Annotated in this window: 13 protein-coding genes and 2 pseudogenes; 9 read left to right on the top strand and 6 right to left on the bottom strand. The window is 63.7% G+C overall.

From position 1 onward, the window contains the following. The 5 genes and pseudogenes from Q0X61_RS09185 to Q0X61_RS09165 form a co-directional block, all read right to left on the bottom strand. Positions 1 to 484: pseudogene (locus Q0X61_RS09185) on the bottom strand (branched chain amino acid aminotransferase); the annotation flags it as partial. Between the two features lie 275 nt (positions 485 to 759). After that, positions 760 to 1,929: an McrC family protein gene (locus tag Q0X61_RS09180; RefSeq protein WP_297742233.1), complete on the bottom strand. Its 1,170-nt coding sequence runs from the start codon at positions 1,927 to 1,929 to the stop codon at positions 760 to 762. Further along, on the bottom strand, positions 1,907 to 4,027 hold the full coding sequence (locus Q0X61_RS09175) for an McrB family protein (protein ID WP_297742232.1): 2,121 nt from the start codon (positions 4,025 to 4,027) through the stop codon (positions 1,907 to 1,909). The genes Q0X61_RS09180 and Q0X61_RS09175 overlap by 23 nt, the downstream gene beginning before the upstream one ends. A gap of 50 nt (positions 4,028 to 4,077) precedes the next feature. After that, positions 4,078 to 4,362 carry a DUF1778 domain-containing protein gene (locus Q0X61_RS09170; RefSeq protein ID WP_297742231.1) on the bottom strand — a complete coding sequence of 95 codons (285 nt, stop codon included), beginning with the start codon at positions 4,360 to 4,362 and terminating at the stop codon, positions 4,078 to 4,080. An 84-nt stretch (positions 4,363 to 4,446) separates the two neighbouring features. Beyond that, entirely contained in the window at positions 4,447 to 4,974 is a 528-nt protein-coding gene (locus tag Q0X61_RS09165) for a GNAT family N-acetyltransferase (RefSeq protein WP_297742230.1), read from the bottom strand. A gap of 457 nt (positions 4,975 to 5,431) precedes the next feature. Here Q0X61_RS09165 and Q0X61_RS09160 point away from each other — a divergent pair, with 457 nt between their 5' ends. The 9 genes from Q0X61_RS09160 to Q0X61_RS09120 all read left to right on the top strand — a co-directional run bounded on the left by Q0X61_RS09160 (position 5,432) and on the right by Q0X61_RS09120 (position 19,656). Then, on the top strand, positions 5,432 to 6,271 hold the full coding sequence (locus Q0X61_RS09160; RefSeq protein ID WP_297742229.1) for a hypothetical protein: 840 nt from the start codon (positions 5,432 to 5,434) through the stop codon (positions 6,269 to 6,271). Positions 6,272 to 8,110: 1,839 nt separating this feature from the next. Then, positions 8,111 to 8,824, top strand: a complete 714-nt coding sequence (locus Q0X61_RS09155) for a succinate dehydrogenase cytochrome b subunit (RefSeq protein ID WP_297742228.1) — start codon at positions 8,111 to 8,113, stop codon at positions 8,822 to 8,824. Then, complete coding sequence (locus Q0X61_RS09150) at positions 8,821 to 10,806, top strand: fumarate reductase/succinate dehydrogenase flavoprotein subunit (RefSeq protein ID WP_297742227.1); 1,986 nt, start codon at positions 8,821 to 8,823, stop codon at positions 10,804 to 10,806. The genes Q0X61_RS09155 and Q0X61_RS09150 overlap by 4 nt, the downstream gene beginning before the upstream one ends. Continuing rightward, positions 10,803 to 11,552: a succinate dehydrogenase/fumarate reductase iron-sulfur subunit gene (locus tag Q0X61_RS09145; RefSeq protein ID WP_297742226.1), complete on the top strand. Its 750-nt coding sequence runs from the start codon at positions 10,803 to 10,805 to the stop codon at positions 11,550 to 11,552. Before Q0X61_RS09150 ends, Q0X61_RS09145 begins: the two co-directional genes overlap by 4 nt. 198 nt (positions 11,553 to 11,750) lie before the next feature. After that, a complete protein-coding gene (locus tag Q0X61_RS09140) occupies positions 11,751 to 12,797 on the top strand; it encodes an NAD(P)-dependent alcohol dehydrogenase (protein WP_297742225.1) in 1,047 nt (348 codons plus the stop codon). Between the two features lie 305 nt (positions 12,798 to 13,102). After that, positions 13,103 to 14,536 carry a DUF3375 domain-containing protein gene (locus Q0X61_RS09135; RefSeq protein ID WP_297742224.1) on the top strand — a complete coding sequence of 478 codons (1,434 nt, stop codon included), beginning with the start codon at positions 13,103 to 13,105 and terminating at the stop codon, positions 14,534 to 14,536. Beyond that, positions 14,533 to 15,123: a DUF4194 domain-containing protein gene (locus Q0X61_RS09130; protein WP_297742223.1), complete on the top strand. Its 591-nt coding sequence runs from the start codon at positions 14,533 to 14,535 to the stop codon at positions 15,121 to 15,123. Before Q0X61_RS09135 ends, Q0X61_RS09130 begins: the two co-directional genes overlap by 4 nt. Beyond that, on the top strand, positions 15,116 to 18,508 hold the full coding sequence (locus tag Q0X61_RS09125; protein WP_297742222.1) for an ATP-binding protein: 3,393 nt from the start codon (positions 15,116 to 15,118) through the stop codon (positions 18,506 to 18,508). Before Q0X61_RS09130 ends, Q0X61_RS09125 begins: the two co-directional genes overlap by 8 nt. Next, positions 18,505 to 19,656 carry a Wadjet anti-phage system protein JetD domain-containing protein gene (locus tag Q0X61_RS09120; protein ID WP_297742221.1) on the top strand — a complete coding sequence of 384 codons (1,152 nt, stop codon included), beginning with the start codon at positions 18,505 to 18,507 and terminating at the stop codon, positions 19,654 to 19,656. Before Q0X61_RS09125 ends, Q0X61_RS09120 begins: the two co-directional genes overlap by 4 nt. A gap of 60 nt (positions 19,657 to 19,716) precedes the next feature. Here the strand turns inward: Q0X61_RS09120 and Q0X61_RS09115 are convergent. Further along, positions 19,717 to 20,291, bottom strand: a pseudogene (locus tag Q0X61_RS09115) (transposase); the annotation flags it as partial.

Genomic DNA, 20,291 nt, shown 5'->3' with positions numbered 1-20,291 from the left:
AGGTGTAGCCAGAGGCGGGTCGCACACCCAGGTAGGGCTCGGAGGCCACCATGAACGGGCGAATGTAGAGGGCTTGCTCGCCGGCGGGGTCGGGCACCCAGTCCTTCTCGAGCTCGACGAGCTGGCGGATACCGTCGACGAAGTCCTGCTCGGGGAAGGGCGGCATGCTCAGGCGCTTGGCGGAGCGGGCGAACCGGGCGGCGTTCGCCTCGGGGCGAAACAGCCAAACGGAGCCATCGGCGTGGCGGTAGGCCTTCAGCCCCTCGAAGATCTCCTGCCCGTAGTGGAGGACGGCGGCGGCGGGGTGCATCTGCCACGTGCCCATGGCTTCGATGCGCTGGTTCGTCCAGCCGCGCTCCGGTACGTACTCCGCGAGCAGCTGGTGGTCGACGAAGAAGTGGCCAAACACTGGGTTGGCGAGGATCTCCGCTCGGCGCTCGGCGCTCGTCGGAGAGGTAGTGCGGTGCAGGACGAATTCGCTCATGGCCGCAAGGGTAGTCGGGTAGGCCGCCTCGTGGGCGGCCGGTTCACCAGTCGACCCGGCGCGGACCCCGTCGGGGTGGGGTTCCGGGGCTGCCCTCGCCCCCGGTGCCGGCCCCGCCCCGCCGGGCAGGTGCAACCTGTGCGGCAACTGAGCGGATCATGTGTCACCTGCTTCCCGACGGTGCCTCGTCGCCGCTAGGCAGGTGACACTTGATCCGGAACTGAGCCGCACAGGTTACAGGTGACTGGGGCAGGTCAGCGCATTGTCCTGCTGAGTTACAGAGGGCGCAGGCTGCCAACAAGGTCCTCGATACTCTGAAGCAGCACTTGCGGCTCGGCCTGAAGATCCACCGCATGCGCCACTAATCGCGTCCCGGCTAGCCGCACGTGGTGTTCCCGAGCTTCCTCGTTGCCCTTCGCGTAGATGAGATGTCCTTCTGACAATCCCAGCACCGTCGCGTAGGCGAGCAGTTGATAATAGTCGGCGTTCGGAAACCCGCTCGGTTGTTCGGCCTTGTACTTCGCGTCGACGACAACCCGCGGAACTCCACGCTCTTCCCAGACGAAGTCGGGCCGCATGGGGATCGCACGTTCGTCATCGAGGTGGGCCTGGAACTGCGCTCGGGAGACACCCCCGAACCGCTGAAACGACTCCTGTAGCGCCACGGTAATGGAGTCTTCGAAGATTCTCGCCATGTCCAGTAGGAACCCATTGATCCGAGCCTCACCCACCTGCTGCTCAAACGACTGCCCAGCCAAGATGAGCTCGGCAACCGCCAGCGCCGGCTGATACCGCACATTGAGCCTCGACGGTGACCACACCGGCAGCTCAGCTTCCAACGGAGGCGGCGAAACCTCGGAGAGCTGAAGCCGTAGACGCTGTAACGGGCCACGCGCCCAACACGGCAATCCCGGCACCTTGAGCAACCGTTCCGCAGCAAGGACAAGCAGCTGATTCTCGGCAATGTCTACCGAGTACTCATCGAATCGGACTTCGAGGGGAATGGATCGCCCGAAATGACGGCGAAGCTGATCCCCTTCGCGGATCCTCCCTCGCATGAGAGGTAGGGCGGCGTCGATGGCGACATACCCTTTAAGCACACCTTGAGCTAGGGCTCGTCGGGATGCATCGATGAAGGCTCGGGCAAGCAGTTCGATGAAATCGTCCTGCGGATCCACATGCACAAGGTCGTCGCGCCAGAAGTTCGGGCGCCGCGCGTACGACATCATGAACACGAGCCGTCCGATGTCGACCTTCGGCAATATGACAACCTGCAGGTCATCGATGGCAACGACACCAACTTTGGAGCCGGCCTGCAATACGCGCTGGCCGCCGACGCCGGTTGTCATGCTGACTACGCCCATGCGCTTCAGAGCGTGAGCGGCTGTCTTGTCGATATGGTCGACGTGGATGCGCTGTCCCTCACGAAGGATCAGTGGCCGCACCTGTGTCACCTGGTTTCGATGCCACGCTCGCCTGAATATCGGCGAGCCCGTACTGTGCCTCGACGTCAACGCCATCTCCAAAATGGTGTTCCTCAAGCAGCGGCAAGATCGACGACCGCCAAGTCCGTTCAAGACCGCCCTGTCTGTGGACCGCGTCACGCATGAAATAGGACGGGCCTATCTTGAACTCGGGATCCTTGATGCGGTTGTTGAGCTCGTCGAGCAAGTCGGCGATCGACTGATCATGACGCTTGGCCGCCAACCAGCGCCGCAGGACGCCGCTCGTCGGCGGTTCAGACGGATGCAACGAGACGAAAGAGAAGCGACGACGCATCGCTGCGTCGACAAGTGCAATCGACCGGTCTGCCGTGTTCATCGTGCCGATGATGAACACATTCTTGGGCAGAGTGAATCCTGTCTCGTCGTCTCCGTACAGCAGCTCGATCGCCTGGTCTCGGTACTCAAGCAGGAAGTAGAGCTCGCCGAAGATCTTTGCAATATTGCCACGATTTATTTCGTCGATGATGAGGAAATACGGTGTTGTTTCATTCTCTCGGGCTGCTTCGACGGTCTTGCGCAACGGCCCTGGCTTCAACGCGAAACTGCCGTCGGGCTGTGGCCGGAATCCCTCAAAGAAATCTTCGTACGAGTACCCGGGATGGAACTGCACGAGCCGCACATTGTCCCCGGCGAGGTGCTCGGCGAGTTCACGTGCGATGAATGTTTTCCCCGTCCCCGGAGGCCCATAGAAGATGACTTGAGGCCGATCCTTGAGCAGGTCGATGATGTCCTGCAGCCAGGACTTATCGACGTGAAGCTGCTCCGCCAATGCATCCGTAGCGTCAGCCAACGTCGCATGCCGTTCGACGACAGGCTTGGGTTTCTCAACCCGCACCTCCGCCTCTTCAACAGCTTCCCGCATTTCCTCGAGTAGTTCCAAGGACTGGGTGAGGTCGACGACGTCGAGCTGCACCTGCAGCTTGGCTTTGATCGAGCTGGCAAGATCCGCATAGTCGATGCCTTCGGCATCCCAGACTGTCAAGCGCCTCAGGTTGGCTAGGCCCGCATCGGTGCTCACGAACTCCGCATCGCTCGCGATTTCTCCTAGGTAGAGCTGACCCTGACTCGTAGTGGCGACGATGTCACCCACCCGCATCCTGGAGAGGAATGCGTGGAATTCGTCGAGCTTGGCTGCCCTTCCTGCGTAAGACGCATGGGCGTAGTCTTCCTCGACAATCGGCCTGAGCTCATCACGGGCGATACCGGGTTCGATATGTCGAAGTTTGGCGGCTCTCAACGAGATGAATCCGTCAGCCCGCCAGCGCGGCACAAGGTCATGCCCATCGACAGCAGATCCGCGAACGAGCCAGGCGCGCTTGGGCAGAGCGGGCAGGATCCCTTTGTCCTCGAGAAAGTCTCGAAAGTCTGCCATTCGGAGCATCTGCTTCGGAGAGGCGGATCCCTCTGAGAAATCGACGCCTTCCTCCTCCAGCACTTCTTGCTGGGTCTCCTCGCGAGCATCATTCCAGCGGAAGTCGGGCACCGGGAGCCCATTCTTACCCAGGACGCGATGCGCGCCTTCAGCTTCGGTGGCACCCATGTGTGCACCTACGGTCTGGGGATTGGTATTCACGAGAGCGGCGAGCTCCGAGTAAGAGGTCCAGGTCCCAGGCTCCAGTAGGTCAAGCGCAGCATCGAGCAACTGACCGCGACGCTCCATCGGGCCGGATGACTTCTTCCGCTTCTCGGGGTACAGGCGTCCAGATTCGCTCACGAGCTCTTCGCCATCCAGCTCCGCCAGCGCGCGTAGCCCCGGCTCAGTGATCTTCCACCCTTCCCGCAGCTTGGTGATCCATCCGGCCGCCGCCAAGTCTGTGGATCCCGAGTCCAAATTCACCACCCAACGGGGCAGGCCATTGCTCTCGAGAGGTTCCAACTCGTAGTGATTGAGCTGCTGACTCAGTTTCTCTTCGACGCGCTCAACGGCTTCTGCTCGTGGGATCGGGCTCCCCGCCTCACTGAGCACCTCAAGCAGGGCCGGGTAGAGAAGGAATCGTCGGACGGGCCCCAAGCTGGTCTCCGCGCTGAGTTCACTCATGGGACGAGCCTAACCAACACTCTTTCGGGTGTTGTGGCAACCGCTCTCATCTAACTCGTGGTGCTTACTCCATAGCGCGCTCCGTCCACCTTCTGAAACAGGCGTGTCAGCTGCGGAATTGCGCCATTCTGCGTCAGTGTTCGCTCAAGCAATTGGATGTCATCCGACGAGAGCCGCAACACGCGGTCTTCAGCGACGACCTGGCGGGCACGGTCGACCGCAGCTCCGACCACAAACGATGTGAGGTCTTGCCCTTGCGTCTCAGCGGCTTCACGTAGCAGTGCAGCCGTCGACGGGGTGCAGCGAAGCTGCAACCGCTCCGACTTGGAGTTCATAGCGGCATTCTCCTTCCTCAGTAGCCCAGGGGTCTCGTACGCCCACTGTACGCCTACCGGACATACAAACAAATCCCGGGTACTTCAGGTAGAGGGAAGACTCGCCCGAACCTGCTTGATGGGCAGGAAGAGCCGCCCCTCCGTCTCGTGGAACCTGATGAAGCCGTGCTTGCCGTAGAACGTCTCGGCTGCCTCGTCGATCGCATCCGCCACGAGAACCTCGAACCCGACGAACTCGTTCGCCGCGAGCACGGTCTGCAGCGCGTGAGCGAGCAACTGCTGCCCCACACCGCATCCCTGCCATTTCCGATCCACGGCCAGTCGAGCCAGAAGTACCGCAGGGATTGGGTACTCCCTCTGGCCAACGCCATAGCGACGCGCCTTGTCGTCCGGTGCAATGCTCGCAGTACAAGTTGAGTAGTACCCCACCACCGGCCCGTCGGCGTCGACGATTCCGAGAAATGTTCGCGTGTTGTTGCGGCGCTGATTCTGGCCTGCGTAGCGTGTAAGCCAGTCGTCGAGCGCGGGATGACCACACGAGAAACCCGACGATTGCCGCACCAGCGCCCGATCGTAAGGCACCACATTGACGACAACAGAACCCACAGCCATCAGACCTCGTCGATACGGAGGCCCTCATAGGGCACCCCGGCGTCAATGACCTCCTGCATGGCGTCGTAAACGTCCATCACACCCTCCCAGCGTCGATGCTCGCTCCGGTAACTTACCGGGACTGCAGGCTCACCAGTCGACCCGGCGCGGACCCCGTCGGATGTGGCCCGGCTGCCCCTGGCCCCGCCCCCCTCCCAGGCAGGTGCAACCTGTGCGGCAACAGAGCGGAACAAGTGTCACCTGCCCAGCCGCGACGAGGCGCCGTCGGGAAGCAAGTGACACATGATCCGGAACTGAGCCGCACAGGTTACAGGTGCCTCACGGCCGGGCGGGCACCACGTTTTCCACAGATATGGCACCCGCGCTTTTATCTGGGCGGCAAGATCTGTACTGTTGTCCTCGTGCTTCCTGAGAGTTTTTCAGGTGGCCTTGATGAATCGACGATGAAGGGAGCCCGGTGCGCAAGTTTTTGCTCGGCATTGCTGCTGCAACAACAGCGTTGATTGTCGCCTTGGGCCTCACGCAAGCATCCGCGCTCCCCGTCGCACCGAAACCGGCACCGCCGGTCGCAGGCATCCCCACTCCCTGCGCCGCGCAGCACCCGTGGCCAGCCGACGCGTCGATATCGTCGATCCGCAAGCAGATGGAAGAGAACTTCCACCTCAAGTTGACGGGCAACTACTGGTCGAATGAGCACCGCGCGTCGATCAAAATCCTGTGGGAGACCCTCGACGGCGTGGCCTGCACCGACTACGTCGACACGCTGCTCGACAAGAACGGCGGCAACGTCGGCATCAGCGCAGCGAACACCCGGAGCTGGGCGTGGGGCGATTGGTCGCTCACCAAACCTGGCTACGTCACCCTCGACTTCCAGAAATTCCAGACTGCACTCGACAACGACGACGAAGGCCGCCTCGTGCGCCTCGTCATCCACGAACTCGGCCACGCGTGGAACTCCGACCGCGGCTCCGAACCCCCGTACTGGCGCGAGTTCCAGAAGCTGCAGCGCTCGCAGGGCACGTTCTCGAAGTACGCCGGGTCGTCGGTGACCGAAACGTTCGCCGACGCCGTCGGGTACTACGTCGGCCGATGCGCGCTGAACAACCCGTACGACACCGGCAAATTCTCTGGCTACTACGAGTTCGTGAAAGACAACGTCTTCGACGGTAAAGAGTTCGGCCCAGCCCCCGGCGAGAAGCCCAACTGCGCCGTGCCGAAGCAAGGCGCCGAAGAACCCCGCCCCGGCAAACCCACCGACACGAAGGCCAAGTGGATCTCCGATCTCGCCGGTGAATAGGTCAAGCCCGGCTGACGCACTTTGCATGCAACCGGGTGCTACCAGAGCACACGTTGCTACACCCGGCCCCATCCCCACCAAGCGCAGCAGCATCGTCCCGGTTACGGGTCGGGAACGGCCCGTCGACGCGCGTTGGCTCTAGCCATCACATCATCAATCACATACTCGTGTCGGGACAGTAATTGCTCCGTGGACTACCTCCTTCGCAGCAACAAGGCATCTCTATGCACTCGTGTGGTCGTCAACCTCTTTACAATCGCGAGTTCGTCCAGGACCAGCGGTGACGGTTAGGGGCTAGAGGCAAGGGGTGCGCAGCCAGACGGTAACGTCAGGGCCCCACCCTGTTACAGTCGTAACCCCATCTAAGCAAGGGATAGCTGTGTAGGCACACCTGACATACGCCAGCTGAGTGAGATGAATAGCGTCGTAGTCATTGCTGACACTGGGCCAGTGGGGTTCATAGAGTTTTTGGTGGGAAAACCAATGTGCTAAATCATGCTGATAGCGATTCAGGTCGGCCTGGGCATCTTCAAAATGTGATGGGTAGCGCTCTACAAGCCGCACCCAAGCTACAGGGCTGTCCACTTCATAGATACGGGGCTCAAAGGAGGGGAGAACGGGTCTTGATTCCATATCGTCAAACCAGTCTGGGCCAGTCTGGATGTAAGAGTCTTCCATGCCGAAAGCCGCCACGCAGGGTGCTCCAAGCCAGGGGCCTGTAGTGGTCTCAAGGCAAGCACCTTCGCGCATAGTTGGCAGGGTAGACCAACGTGCGTTCGTTGATGGCTGGATTATCAGAGCAGATTTGGGGGATTCGAGCAGGGGTGTGCCTAGCTGAACTTGCTGTGCTGGCGCATATGGCTGGGACCACAGTTCGATAATGGACGGGGGCAACGGAGGTATCGCCTGGAGTTCGGCAGCGCGAGGCTCGAATGGATCGGCACCCATCCAAGGGAGGGAATCAACAATGGCTCCAAGGGCAAGTTGCCATGAAAGTGTGTGATTCGGGGTGAAATGCTCCTGCATCAGGAGCTCCCCAATAAACCACTTTGGCGCGCTATGTGCCACAGTTATCCCTCCATTCGTTGGTGTATTGTCGGGCGTAGTACGTGTGACCATTCGAAGCTTTGATGGTGGATGAAGTCTTGCCACGCCAGTTCGTTGACAAACGGTTATCGCACTTCTTGTCAACTGCCTTGTATGTGAAGCCAGCTCTATAGGAAGTTGTTACGAGCTCCTTCTGGGTGAGGACGTGGTTCTTCGTGTATTCAGTCTTCCACCAATGGACATTGGCAACCGTCAATCTGCATCCATCGGGATTCACTTCAACACCACCTGACGCACGCACAGCCGTTGTGATGATTGGCCGTTCAGGGAGATAGCACTTCTCCATGACGGAGTCGTCTCCATCAGCGAGTGCACGAGCTTCGGCAGGGGTAACCTGTATCCAGCTCATTTCTCGTTCTGCACTGTCAGCTAGGGCTGTAGGGACTCCCACCGGGGGAAGATTGCTATCAAGATCGCTAGTACGCCAATCTTTCTGACTCGATTCATGAGCTCGAGTGTAGGGCTCAGGAGCCATGCCGTGGGCAAATTTTCACACCGTAACGTCCCAGTCTCGTAGGTGGCGCACGCATACACTCAAGAAATCCGGAGAAGTACACGTTCAAGACTCGTAGCACGCTTCGCACGCATGGTGCGCACGAGGAGGAGTGGCCGTCGAGCTGCTCGCAAAGGTGCTTCAGATGCCTGCCACAGCAGGACTGCTCCCCTAGCGTGCATTCTTCCAGACCCCACCCCGGCCGCCTCGTCGAAATCGCTCCTACCTATACTCGGGTCATGTCCGAGTCAACGCCCGCCCCGGTAGCCCGGAGGACTCCGTCGTCCTTCGTGCTGAAGCAGGTTATGGCAGTCACCGGTTTCGTGTTCGTGGCGTTCGTCGTCGTGCACATGATTGGCAACCTCAAGGTGTACGCCGGCCCCGAATCATTCAACGCCTACGCAGGCTGGCTGCGTGAGGTCGGCTACCCGCTGATCCCCAAGGAAGGCGTGCTGTGGGCGTTTCGGGTGACGTTACTCGTCGCGCTCGTGCTGCACGTCTGGGCGGCCATCACCATCTGGGCGCGAGGTCGTCGCGCGAGGGGGAGCCACCGTCGCAAACGTATGCCCGGCCTCATGGCGACGGGCGCGCGCACGATGCTGCCCGGCGGCGCCGTCATCCTGGTGTTCATCGTCGTGCATCTGCTGGACCTCACCATCGGTGCCGCCCTGCAATCCAGCACCTTCACGCCCCCCGACGGCAACAAGTTCTACGCGTACGAGAATCTCGTCGCGAGCTTCCAGCGCCCGTGGATGGCCATCTTCTACAGCCTGTGCATGCTCATCATCGCCTTCCACGTCGAACACGGGTGGCGCACCATCTTGCAAGATGTCGGCGTCACCGGTCGCCGCTTCCGCACATTTTGGGTGGTACTCGGCGGCTTGCTCGCGCTGGCCATCATCCTCGGTAACGCCACCATTCCTCTGCTGGTACTCACAGGGGTGATCGCATGAAACTCCCGTTCACGTGTTTCCGACGAAGTGGGCGCCCCCTCGCGTCCGCGCCTGCCGCGAGCTCTCGGGGCGGCCTCGATCCACACGTGCCACCAGGCGACCCGATGACGGCGTGGGATCGCCGTCGGGCGGAATATAAGCTAGTCAACCCGGCAAACCGGAAGAAGATGACGGTGATCGTCGTCGGCACGGGGCTGGCCGGGTCGGGTGTCGCCGCAGCGCTCGGCGAGCTCGGGTACAACGTCGAATGCTTCACGTTTCACGACGCGCCACGCCGCGCGCACTCCGTCGCGGCCCAGGGCGGCATCAACGCTGCCCGCGCGAGGAAGGTGGACGGCGATTCCATCGCGCGCTTCGTGACCGACACCGTCAAGGGCGGCGACTTCCGCGGGCGCGAGGCCGACGTCGTGCGGCTGGCTACGGAATCTGTGCGCGTGATCGACCACATGCAGGCCATCGGCGCCCCCTTCGCACGCGAGTACGGCGGACAGCTCGCCACCCGCAGCTTCGGCGGCGTGCAGGTTTCGCGCACCTATTACACGCGCGGCCAGACCGGCCAGCAGCTGCAGATCGCCGGCGCGCAGGCGCTACTTCGGCAGGTGGAGCGCGGCACCGTGCGGCTGCACACGCGCACCGAAATGCTGGACCTCATCGTCGACGACGGCCGCGCGCAAGGCATCGTCACGCGCAGCCTCGTCACGGGCGAGATCGAAGCGTGGACCGGCCACGCCGTCGTGCTGTGCACCGGCGGGTACGGCTCGGTGTACTTCCACTCCACGTTAGCGATGAACTCCAACGCCACAGCCACCTGGCGCGCGCACCGTCGGGGCGCCTATTTCGCGAGCCCGGCGTTCGTGCAGTTCCATCCGACGGCGCTGCCGGTGAGTTCGCATTGGCAGTCGAAGACGACACTGATGAGTGAGTCGCTGCGCAACGACGGGCGCATCTGGGTGCCGAAGAAATCAGGCGACGATCGCCGCCCCGCCGACATCCCCGAAGCCGAGCGCGACTACTACCTCGAGCGCCGCTACCCGGCCTACGGCAACCTCACGCCGCGCGATATCGCGTCGCGTGCGGCTCGCACGGAGATCGAGGCCGGGCGCGGGGTCGGGCCGCTGAAGAATTCCGTGTACCTGGACTTCTCCGACGCCATCGCGCGGCTGGGCAAGGACGTCATCGCGGAACGCTACGGCAACTTGTTCGACATGTACCACGACGCGACGGGCGAGGACCCGTACGTCGAACCCATGCGCATCGCGCCCGGCGCGCACTTCACCATGGGCGGGCTGTGGACCGACTACAACCAGATGACCTCCATCCCCGGTCTGTTCGTCGGCGGCGAGGCCGGCAACAACTACCACGGCGCCAACCGGCTGGGCGCGAACTCCTTGCTCAGCGCGTGCGTCGACGGTTGGTTCACCTTGCCGCTGGCCGTGCCCAACTACCTGGCGAAACTCGTCGGCAAACCCAAGCTGGAACTGGGCGACGATGCCGTCGCGACAACGGTGAACGCGGTGCGGGAGCGCACACACCGGCTCATGTCCAACGACGGGCACACGCGCCCCGCGACGTTCCACCGTCGGCTGGGCGACATCCTGTACACGCACTGCGGGGTGTCGCGGTCGAAGGCATCGCTGCAGGAGGGGCTCACGAAGGTGCGGGCACTGCGCGACGAGTTCTGGGCCGACGTGCGCGTCGCCGGGTCGTCGAGCACCCTCAATCAGGAGCTCGAGAAGGCCGGGCGGGTGGCCGACTTCCTGGAGCTCGCCGAGCTGATGATCGTCGACGCGCTGCACCGCACCGAGTCATGCGGGGCGCACTTCCGCGAGGAGTTCGCCACCGACGACGGCGAGGCCAGGCGCGACGACGCCCGCTGGTGCAACGTGTCGGCGTGGGAGACGCGCCCCGACGGCAAGCACGTCTGCCACGATGAGCCGCTCAGCTTCGCATTGGTGCCGCTACAGCAGAGGAACTACAAGTGAGAGTGGAACTGGAAATCTGGCGGCAGGACTCTCCCGAGGCGGAGGGGCAGTTCGAGACGCACATCGTCGAGGATGCGACGCCTGAGATGAGCCTGTTGGAGTTGCTGGACCGCCTCAACGATCAACTGTTCGACGAGGGTGAGGAGCCCATCCAATTTGAGTCTGACTGCCGCGAGGGCGTGTGCGGCGCGTGCGGCGTGACCGTGAACGACGTGCCGCACGGGCCCGTGCCGAATACGCCGTCGTGCCGCCAGCATCTGCGTGCCTTCGGCGGCATCCGGAAGCTGCGGGTTGAGCCACTGCGGAGTGGTGCGTTCCCCGTCGTACGGGATCTGGTGGTGGACCGATCGGCGCTCGATCGGGTGATCCGCGCGGGAGGGACCGTCGACGTCGCAGCCGGCACCGCACCCGATGCCGACGCCGTGCGGGTTGGGCACGGAGATGCCGAACTGGCGCTTGACTTCGCCGCTTGCATCGGTTGCGGCGCGTGCGTGGCCGCGTGCCCGAACGGGGCGGCGCATCTGTTCGCGGGCGCGAAACTCGCGCACCTGGCGCTCGTCCCGCAGGGCAAGGAGGAGCGAGGGCGACGTGCACGCAGCGTCGGCGACGCCGTCGACGCCGAGTTCGGGCCGTGCTCCACGTACGGCGAGTGCGTGAAGGTGTGCCCCGCGGGTATTCCGCTGGAGGCCGTGGCAGCGCTGCACCGCGAGCGCCTGCGCGCCGGGGCGCGCGGCAAGAATGACTGACTCGCGGCGGTCGTCGGGCTGCCGTGCCAGATCGTCGAGCAGGGCACGCGCCGGAAGAACAACTTCAAAATCCGTACGCAGTCTGACCAAACCCCCCAAAATCGGGCCCTTAGTCCCATCTGCGTACGGATTATGAAGTTCCGTCGGCGTCTCACTACCCCCTAGGCTGGTGAGGGAAGTGTCTTTTGAGGAGTGACCATGGAAGTTTCTGCGTATCAGATCGATTCGGCCGAGGGCCGCTTCACCAAGACCACCATCACCCGACGCGAACCCGGGCCAACGGAAGTGTTCTTCGACGTGAAGTTCGCCGGCATCTGCCACTCAGACATCCACACCGGACGCGGCGAATGGGGTAAATGCCTGTACCCGCTGGTGCCCGGCCACGAAATCGCCGGCATCGTCACCAAGGTGGGCAGCGACGTGACGAAGTTCAAGGTGGGCGACCGCGTCGGCGTCGGCTGCTTCGTCGACTCCTGCGGCGAGTGCGACGAGTGCCGCTCCGGCTGGGAGAATTTCTGCCTGCGCGGGGAGACCGTCGGCACCTACAACGCAATCGGCCGCGACGGGCTGCCCACCGCGGGCGGCTACTCGCGTGGCATCACCGTCGAGCAAGATTATGTGCTGCGCATTCCCGACGAAATCCCGCTAGAGAAGGCGGCGCCCATCCTGTGCGCTGGCATCACGACGTACTCGCCGCTGAAGCGCTGGGGCGCCGGGCCAGGCAAGAAGGTGGCGGTGATCGGCGTCGGCGGTCTCGGCCACATGGCGGTGCAGATCGCTGCCGCACTCGGCGCCGAGGTCACCGGCATCGGCCGCACCCTGTCGAAGCGCGACGACGCCATGAAGATGGGCGCGACGGACTACGTCGCATCGTCCGATCCGGAGGCGATGAAGACGCTCAGGAAGACCTTCGACATCATCATCACGACGGTGTCCGACGGGCTCGACCTCAACCTACTGCTGTCGCTGTTGAAGAACCGCGGCGTGCTCGTCGACGTCGGCATGCCCGAGCATCCCGCTGAGCTGCACGTGAAGCGACTCATTGGCGGCAACAAGGTGCTGACAGGCTCCAACATCGGCGGCATCCCCGAAACGCAAGAGGTGCTCGACTTCTGCGCCGAGCACGGCATCGCCCCGTGGGTTGAGATCATCGGCGGCGAAGACATCGACAACGCCTGGGACAAGGTGGTGGGCTCCCAGGTCCGCTACCGCTACGTCATCGACACCTCCACCTTCGACGACTGACGCCGGCTGCGCGCCGGGTGCCGGCTGCAAAACTTCAAAATCCGTACGCAGATGAGACTAAGGGCCTGATTTAGGGGGGTTCGGTCAAACTGCGTACGGATTTTGAAGTTCTCCGGTTCGAAGGGCGCATCCCTCCAACCTTGGGTAGGCAGCTCCATACCCAAGGATACGGGCATAACCTTGGGTATGGGATTCCTTACCCAAGGATATTCTGCGGAACGCCCGCCGCTCACCACTGCGTCCCTCAACGCACCACCCATCAGTCCACGCACATTTCTGTCAGAGCTGTCGGTTACTCTGGCTCAATGGATCACGACTACGTTGCAGCGCTGCGTGAGCGGCACGTCGCCTGGCGCATATTGCGCGCCGGCAACGCGCCCCTGATCCTGTCGTTTCTAGGGGAGTATTTCGTCGACGCCAACCGTGGCGCCTCTCCGGCGGCGGAACTCGTCGCCGCGTTGGACGACGTCCTCTATGAGCTGCAGCGTACGGGCGCCGACGCCGACGGCAACCCGCGCTACCCGAAGGAACCCCGCGACTATCTGGACGACTGGGCGAGCGAGGATGCCGGCTACCTTCGTCGCTTCTATCCTCTCGGCAGCGACGACCTCCACTACGAGATCACCCCCGCGTTTGAAAAGGCGTACTCCTTTCTCGCGTCCCTGCAGGAGCAGCAGTTCGTCGGCACCCAGTCGCGACTCCAGACCGTCGTCGATCTGCTGCGCCAAATCGTCCACGGCACCGAAGAACGCCCAGACGAACGCCTCCGGGAGCTCACCCGCCGTCGTGATGAGATCGATGCGGAGATCGCCCGCGTGAAGGCTGGCGACATCACGGTCATGGATGCCACCGGCGTGCGTGAGCGTTACCAGCAGCTCGCCACGACGTCGCGCGAGCTCCTCGCAGACTTCCGGCAGGTCGACGAGAACTTCCGCGCCCTCGACCGCTCTACTCGCGAACGCATTGCGCAGTGGCGGGGTTCGAAGGGCGAATTGCTCGACGATCTCACTCGCGGCCGCCACGACATCGACAGCTCCGATCAGGGCCGAAGTTTCAACGCCTTCTACGAGTTTCTCCTTTCTTCGCGCCGGCAGGAGGAGCTGTCGTCGCTGCTCGAACGCCTGAAACAACTCGACGATGTCCCCGCCGATTCGCGCGTGTTCACTGTGCACCACGACTGGGCTGAGGCTGCCGAACGCACCCAGCGCACGGTGCGGCAGATCTCCGAGCAGCTACGCCGTTTCCTCGACGACCGCGTTTGGTTCGAGAATCGCCGCGTGCTGGAGCTCACGCGCAATATTCAACAGCTCGCCCTGGAGGTCCGCGACGATCCCCCTCGCCTCGGCATGGAGCTCGACGTGCCAGGCGTCGACATCACGTTGCCGTTCGAGCGCCCCCTCTACCACCCGCCGGCCGAGGCAACCGTCGACAGCCGGGTCGTCGTCGGCGACGAATTGCCAGACGATGAGGCGCTGTTCGAGCAACACTACGTCGATGCGACAAGGCTCATCGCCAATCTGCGTGACGCGCTGCCACGAGGCTCGTCGGCGCTCCTCGAAGAGATTCTGCAGCAAGCCCCCTTGGAGCAGGGGGCTGCGGAGCTCATCGCCTATTTGGCGCTCGACGACGACGCGTTCGAGATCGAATTCCTAGATGCCGAGGCACGCGTCGATTACACCGGTCTCGACGGTCAGGCCCGCACCATCACCATGCCCAGCACGGAAGTGAGGCGCCGATGAACGAACACGATACGGCCACGGCAATCATCCGCCTCATGCAAGGGGTGGTCTACCGCGAATCCGACGAGCAAAGCTGGGGCTCGCTCAAGGCAGAGCTGGGCGCGATCCGCGACCACTTCGCAACCATCGGCATCGACGTGGTGATCGACGAGGTCGAGGGCTACGCCTACCTGCGTACCCGCGAAACTCCGGAGGGTGAGGAGCCGCTGCCGCGTCTGGTACGACGTCGAAGCCTCACCTACAACGTCAGCCTGCTGCTGGTGTTGTTGCGGGGGCGGCTCATGGAGTTCGAAACCACCGGGGGCGAGGGAAAACTGGTGCTCACCACGGAACAGATCGTTGAGATGCTGCGGCTATTCCAGCGCGACACGAGCAACGAGGCGCGCATCGTCGACCAGGCTGAAACAACCATCAGGAAGGTCGAGGAGCTGGGCTTCCTAAAGCTGCTGCGCGGGTCGCGCAACGAGTGGGAAGTGCGTCGAATATTGAAGGCGTACGTCGATGCGCAGACGATGCACGGATTCGAGGCGCAGCTGCGCGAGTACGCCACTGGCAGCCGTGCTGGAACGGATGGCGCCAATGACTGACGCGCTGTTCTCCGCGCTCGAAATCCCCGACGCGAACGCTCCTGGCTACCGCCTCCACCACCTCGAGGTGCTCAACTGGGGCACCTTCCACGAGAAGATCTGGCGCTTCGTGCCTGGCTGCGAAACATCGCTGCTCACCGGAGACATCGGCTCAGGCAAGTCGACGATCGTCGACGGCATCACCACGCTGTTCATGCCCGCCCAGAAGATCGCCTACAACAAGGCGGCTGGCGCGGAGGTTCGCGAGCGCACGCTGCGCAGTTACGTCGAAGGTCACTACCGCTCCGAACGCGGCGACGACGCGCACCGCTCCCGCACCCGGGGCTTGCGCGAAGGGCGCTCGTCGTATTCCGTGCTGTTAGCTGTGTTCATCAACTCCGGCTACGACGAACGCGTCACCATTGCGCAGGTGTTCCAGCAGCGCGAGTCGACGGGCCAGCCGTACAGGTTCTTTGTCACCCATAGCGGCGAGCTGTCGATCGCCGACGACTTCAGCGACTTCGGCTCTGACCTCCGCGACCTCCGCAAACGCCTACGCGGCAAGGGAGTATCCATCTTCGACGAGTTCCCGAAGTACGGCGCCTCCATGCGTCGGCTGCTGGGAATCCCGTCGGAGCAGGCGATGGAGCTGTTCCACCAGACGGTGTCCATGAAGTCTGTGGGCAATCTGAACGAGTTCGTGCGCGAGCACATGCTCGAGCCCTCGCCTGCCGACGAGCGCGTCCAGGCCATCATCGGGCACTTCGACGACCTCACCCAGGCCTACGACGCCGTCGTGCGCGCCCGAGAGCAGCTCGACGCGCTCGAACCGATCGTCCGCTCCGCGAAGAGCTACGACGACACCCTCGCCGCCCGCACCGCGTTGGAGATCGAGCGGGACTCCGTCGGGCCGTTCATCCTCGAGCTGCGCCTCGGGCTTCTGGCCCAGGAGATCACCGACGGCGAAACGCGCGTCGGGCAGCTCGAGCGACAGGCGGGCGAGCTGGATGCGCGCCTGACAAGCCTCGACGACGAACGCACAGAGCTGATTACCCAGCGCGCGCAGGCTGGCGGCGACCGCCTCGCGGAGCTCGAGCGCCTCGAACGGGAAGCTCGCGTCGAGGCAGACCGTCGCGCTGAGCGGCGCAAGAGTTTCGACGACGCCGTCGCGGCCACCGGATCCTCGCCCGTCGCGAACGCCGACGACTTCCTCCGGCTCACTGCGACGGCGGGCGATCAGGCAGCTGAGCTAAGCCACACCAAGCGCGCGCTCGGCCACGAGACGGCAGCGAAGATGGCCGACGCGCGAGCCGCGGCCAAGCGCGCGGCCACCATCGAGGCCGAGTTGGATAACCTCCGCACCCGGGAAAGCAACCTCCCTGCCGAGCAGGTGCAGTTACGCGCTTGGCTGTGCCAGGAGCTGGGGCTGACACCCACCGACGTGCCGTTTGCGGGTGAGTTGATGGACGTCTCGGCAGAGCACGCCGAGTGGCGCGGGGCCGCCGAACGGGTGCTGCGCGGGTTCGCGCTCTCGATGCTGGTGCCCGTCGAGCACTACGCGGCGGTGTCGCAGTGGGTCAATACGCACAAGCTCGGATTCGTCGACGGCGAGGGGCGGCGCCGGGGTGGGCGGCTCGTCTACGAGAAAGTGACAGACCGCATTGTGCCGCTGCGTGACGAGACGCACGGCACGCTCGCTGAGGTGCTCACGCTGCGTCCGGGCCCATTCGAGGAGTATCTGCGCAACGAGTTGGTTCGGCGGGCCAACCACCACCGTGCCCTGTCGCTCGACGAGTTCCGTTCCGCGGAGCATCAGCGGGCGGTGACGCGTGAGGGTCAGGTGCGTTCGGGGGCGCGGCACGAGAAGGACGACCGCCACAGGGTCGACGATCCCCGTCGCTTCGTGCTCGGTTGGGTCAATGAGGCCAAGGTGGCCGCGCTCAGCGCAGATCTCGACGCGGCACGGGCGGCCGCCGTCGGCGACGATGCTGCCGCCGATGAGCTTTTGGCAAGGCAGGAAGCCTTAGATTTGCAGGCCCGAGCGTGGGGCGCGCTTGCCCAGTTCACACGTTGGGAGGAGCTGGACCACGACGAGGCCACGCGCCGCGCTGACCAGTACCGCGAGGATCATCGTCGGCTCAGCGAAAGCTCAGATCGGCTGGCCGAGCTGCAAGCAGCGATTGTTCGCGTCGAGACGCAACTCAAAGATTCACGCGCGGAGAACCAGCATGTGGCCGGCGAGCTTGCGATGGCGAGAGATATCGTCGCCAAGGCAACGGCGCAGAAACAGCAGGATGAGGAGCAGCTCTCCGACTTCGACGAGGCACAGCTCGCGGCTGCTCGCGCGGCCTACCCGCCGCTCGAGTCGAGGATCGGGCAGCGGCGGGCGACGTCGTCGGCAGCGTGTGAGGGGCTCGCCGGCAGGCTCGCGAATGAGTTGAACGCCGCGATTCAGGCGCGCTCGAAGGAGCTTAGCGGCCACGCCGCACAGCTGATCTCCGCGATGCATTCGATGCTCGGCCGGTGGCCCGAGCTGCGCTCCGATATGGATCCGAGCGTGGAGGCGAGGGGCGACTTCCTCGTGCTGCGCCGCAACCTCGCGGAAGATGACTTGCCGCGCTTCGAAGGCGAGTTCAAGGAACTGCTCAATCAGCACACCATTCAGGAGCTCGCTGGCTTCAACAACTGGCTGCAGCGGCAGGCCAGCGCCATCACTGATCGAATCGCGAAGATCAACGAGGCGCTCGGTGCCGTGCCCTACGGCGAGGGCACCTATCTGCGGCTCGACAAGGAGCCCACCGCGCATCAAGAAGTGGTGCAGTTCCGCGCGGACCTGCGCAATCTCACCGACGACGCACTCGCGCAGGAAGACGACACCTACTCCGAGCAGCGTTTCCGCGACGTGCAGCGCATCATCGAACGGTTCCGCGGACGCGAGGGGCATGCCGACGCCGACCGCGCGTGGACCCGTCGGGTGACGGATGTGCGCAACTGGTTCGTGTTCTCCGCCTCCGAGCGATACACCGACGACGACCGCGAGCGCGAGCACTATTCGGATTCCGACGGGAAGTCGGGTGGCCAGAAGGAGAAGCTCGCGTACACGATTCTGGCGGCGTCGCTGGCGTACCAGTTCGGTCTTGAATGGGGTGCTGGCAAGTCGAAGGCGTTCCAGTTCGCCGTCATCGACGAGGCGTTCGGTCGCGGGTCGGATGCGTCGACGAGGTACGCGCTCGAGCTGTTCGCCAAGCTGGGGCTGCAGCTGCTGATCGTCACGCCGCTGCAGAAGGTGCACATCATTGAGTCGTACGTGCAGGCCATCGGTTTCGTGGACAACGTCGACGGCGCAAACTCCCGCATCCAGACCCTCACCATCGACGAATACCGCGCCCGTAAGGCCAAACGATGAGCTGGACTGGCGCGGACGTCATCGCGGCGCGGGTGCGCCGTCGGTGGAGCTCGGGCGAACTGCTGCGCACGTACGCAGCCGGCGAGCCATTCCCGACGATCAGCGTCGCCCTCCGTGGGCCGAAGGCCGGGGAAATCGGCGACGATCTCGCCGCTGTCCGGCAGTGGGTGCGGGGCCTCGTCGACTCATCACGCGACGGGCGTCGGTACCGCCTTGAGTGGGCTGCAATCGGGGGTCGGGCTGTGGGCCGCAACCAGATTCCGTTGCGGGCGCACGTCGAAACTTGGGAGCAGGCTTGGGCGTTGCTGGGAGTGCAACGCGACGTGCGGCGCTTCGACGAACTGCTCGCTCTGGCGGAGGCGGAGCAGGCGGGGCCGGTGCGCGCGTGGATCGCGGAGCGCCCCAAGAGGGCGCTGGAGCTTGCCGACGATGTTCCTCGCCTGATTGCGGCGTGGCGGTGGCTCGATGCTCACCGCGGGTCGGGCCGGTACCTGCGCGAGATCTCTGCGCCGGGGGTAGACACGAAGTTTGTGGAGCGGCACCGAGGGGTCCTCGCCGAGATGCTGGGAGTGCGCGGTGGCGCGGCAGATTTCCTTGTCGGGCTGGGGTTGGCAGGGACGCCGTCGATGATCAGGCTGCGATTGAGCCTTCCGCTGCCCGGTTTGGGTGTCGTCTCCGAGGTGGGGTTGCGCGTCGACGAGCTCGCGCAGCTCGACCTGCGTGTGAGCGCGGTGCTCGTGGTGGAGAACCTCGTCACCTACCTCAGTGTTCCCGTGCCCAGCGGAGGTGCGGTGGTGTGGGGGCAGGGTTTCGACGTGGGGAGGCTCGCTCTGCTCCCGTGGCTGCGTGGGGCTCGCGTCCGGTATTGGGGCGATCTAGACGCCAAGGGGTTCGAGATCCTGAACCAGCTCCGGGCTGCGTGTCCGCAGACGCAATCGGTGCTCATGGACGAGGAGACGCTGCTGGCGCACCGCGACCGCTGGGTGAGCGAGCCGCGCCCACCCAAGGGTGCCGCGCTGACCCACCTTTCAGCCGACGAGCAGTCCCTCTACCGAGCCCTCGTCGAGGACCGTTTCGGGCAAGGCGTGCGACTGGAGCAGGAACGCATCGACTGGGCTTGGGCGCGCGAGCGGTTGGCAATTGACTGACTGGACATCGCGCCTTGTACCCCTGGAGCTTGTCAAGTTGTTTGTGTAAGTGGTCTGTTTTTAGGTGGTTTGGGGGAAGCGTTCGGGGTAGCGTAGTGCGAGTTCGTTGAGGGCTTTGGTCCAGCCTTGGATGGTGGCGCCTTCGACGAGCTTGCCAGGGGGCCTTCCGGTTGGTGCCTTTGGGTAGGCCTGCTTCCTTGGCTCGTTCACGGGCTCGTTTGTCTTCGATGTTGCGGATCGCGAGCCAGAGCAGCTTGACTACCGAGGCGTCGTTGGGGAATTGGCCGCGGTTTTTGATGATTTTGCGCATCTGGTAGTTCAACGACTCGACCTGGTTGGTGGTGTAGATCACCTTGCGGGTCGCGGGCCCAAAATCGAGGAACGGGATGAACCGATCCCAGGCGTCTTCCCAGGTTTTCACCGCCATCGGATATTTCCGGCCCAGGACCGAATCAGCGAACGCGGTCAGCGCCATCAAGGCGTCGTCGTCGTCGACGGCGGTGTAGATCGGTTTGAGCATCGCGGCCACGGCCTTACGATCCGAGTAGGACACGTAGCGCATCAAGGCGCGGATCAGGTGGACCACGCAGGTCTGCACCAGCGCGCCAGGCCAGGTCGCCTCGATCGCTTCGGGG

The organism is uncultured Tessaracoccus sp. (assembly GCF_947255005.1).
Lineage (GTDB): Bacteria > Actinomycetota > Actinomycetes > Propionibacteriales > Propionibacteriaceae > Arachnia.
Note: the sequence above shows the minus strand (reverse complement) of the source record. Positions and strands in the feature narration are given on the sequence as shown.

Bases quoted from the DNA above. Each gene is read 5' to 3' on its own strand.
- Q0X61_RS09155 (WP_297742228.1), top strand. From the start codon at position 8,111: ATGTCCGAGTCAACGCCCGCCCCGGTAGCCCGGAGGACTCCGTCGTCC.
- Q0X61_RS09120 (WP_297742221.1), top strand. From the start codon at position 18,505: ATGAGCTGGACTGGCGCGGACGTCATCGCGGCGCGGGTGCGCCGTCGG.
- Q0X61_RS09150 (WP_297742227.1), top strand. From the start codon at position 8,821: ATGAAACTCCCGTTCACGTGTTTCCGACGAAGTGGGCGCCCCCTCGCG.
- Q0X61_RS09140 (WP_297742225.1), top strand. From the start codon at position 11,751: ATGGAAGTTTCTGCGTATCAGATCGATTCGGCCGAGGGCCGCTTCACC.
- Q0X61_RS09175 (WP_297742232.1), bottom strand. From the start codon at position 4,027: ATGAGTGAACTCAGCGCGGAGACCAGCTTGGGGCCCGTCCGACGATTC.
- Q0X61_RS09135 (WP_297742224.1), top strand. From the start codon at position 13,103: ATGGATCACGACTACGTTGCAGCGCTGCGTGAGCGGCACGTCGCCTGG.
- Q0X61_RS09170 (WP_297742231.1), bottom strand. From the start codon at position 4,362: ATGAACTCCAAGTCGGAGCGGTTGCAGCTTCGCTGCACCCCGTCGACG.
- Q0X61_RS09125 (WP_297742222.1), top strand. From the start codon at position 15,116: ATGACTGACGCGCTGTTCTCCGCGCTCGAAATCCCCGACGCGAACGCT.
- Q0X61_RS09130 (WP_297742223.1), top strand. From the start codon at position 14,533: ATGAACGAACACGATACGGCCACGGCAATCATCCGCCTCATGCAAGGG.
- Q0X61_RS09165 (WP_297742230.1), bottom strand. From the start codon at position 4,974: ATGGCTGTGGGTTCTGTTGTCGTCAATGTGGTGCCTTACGATCGGGCG.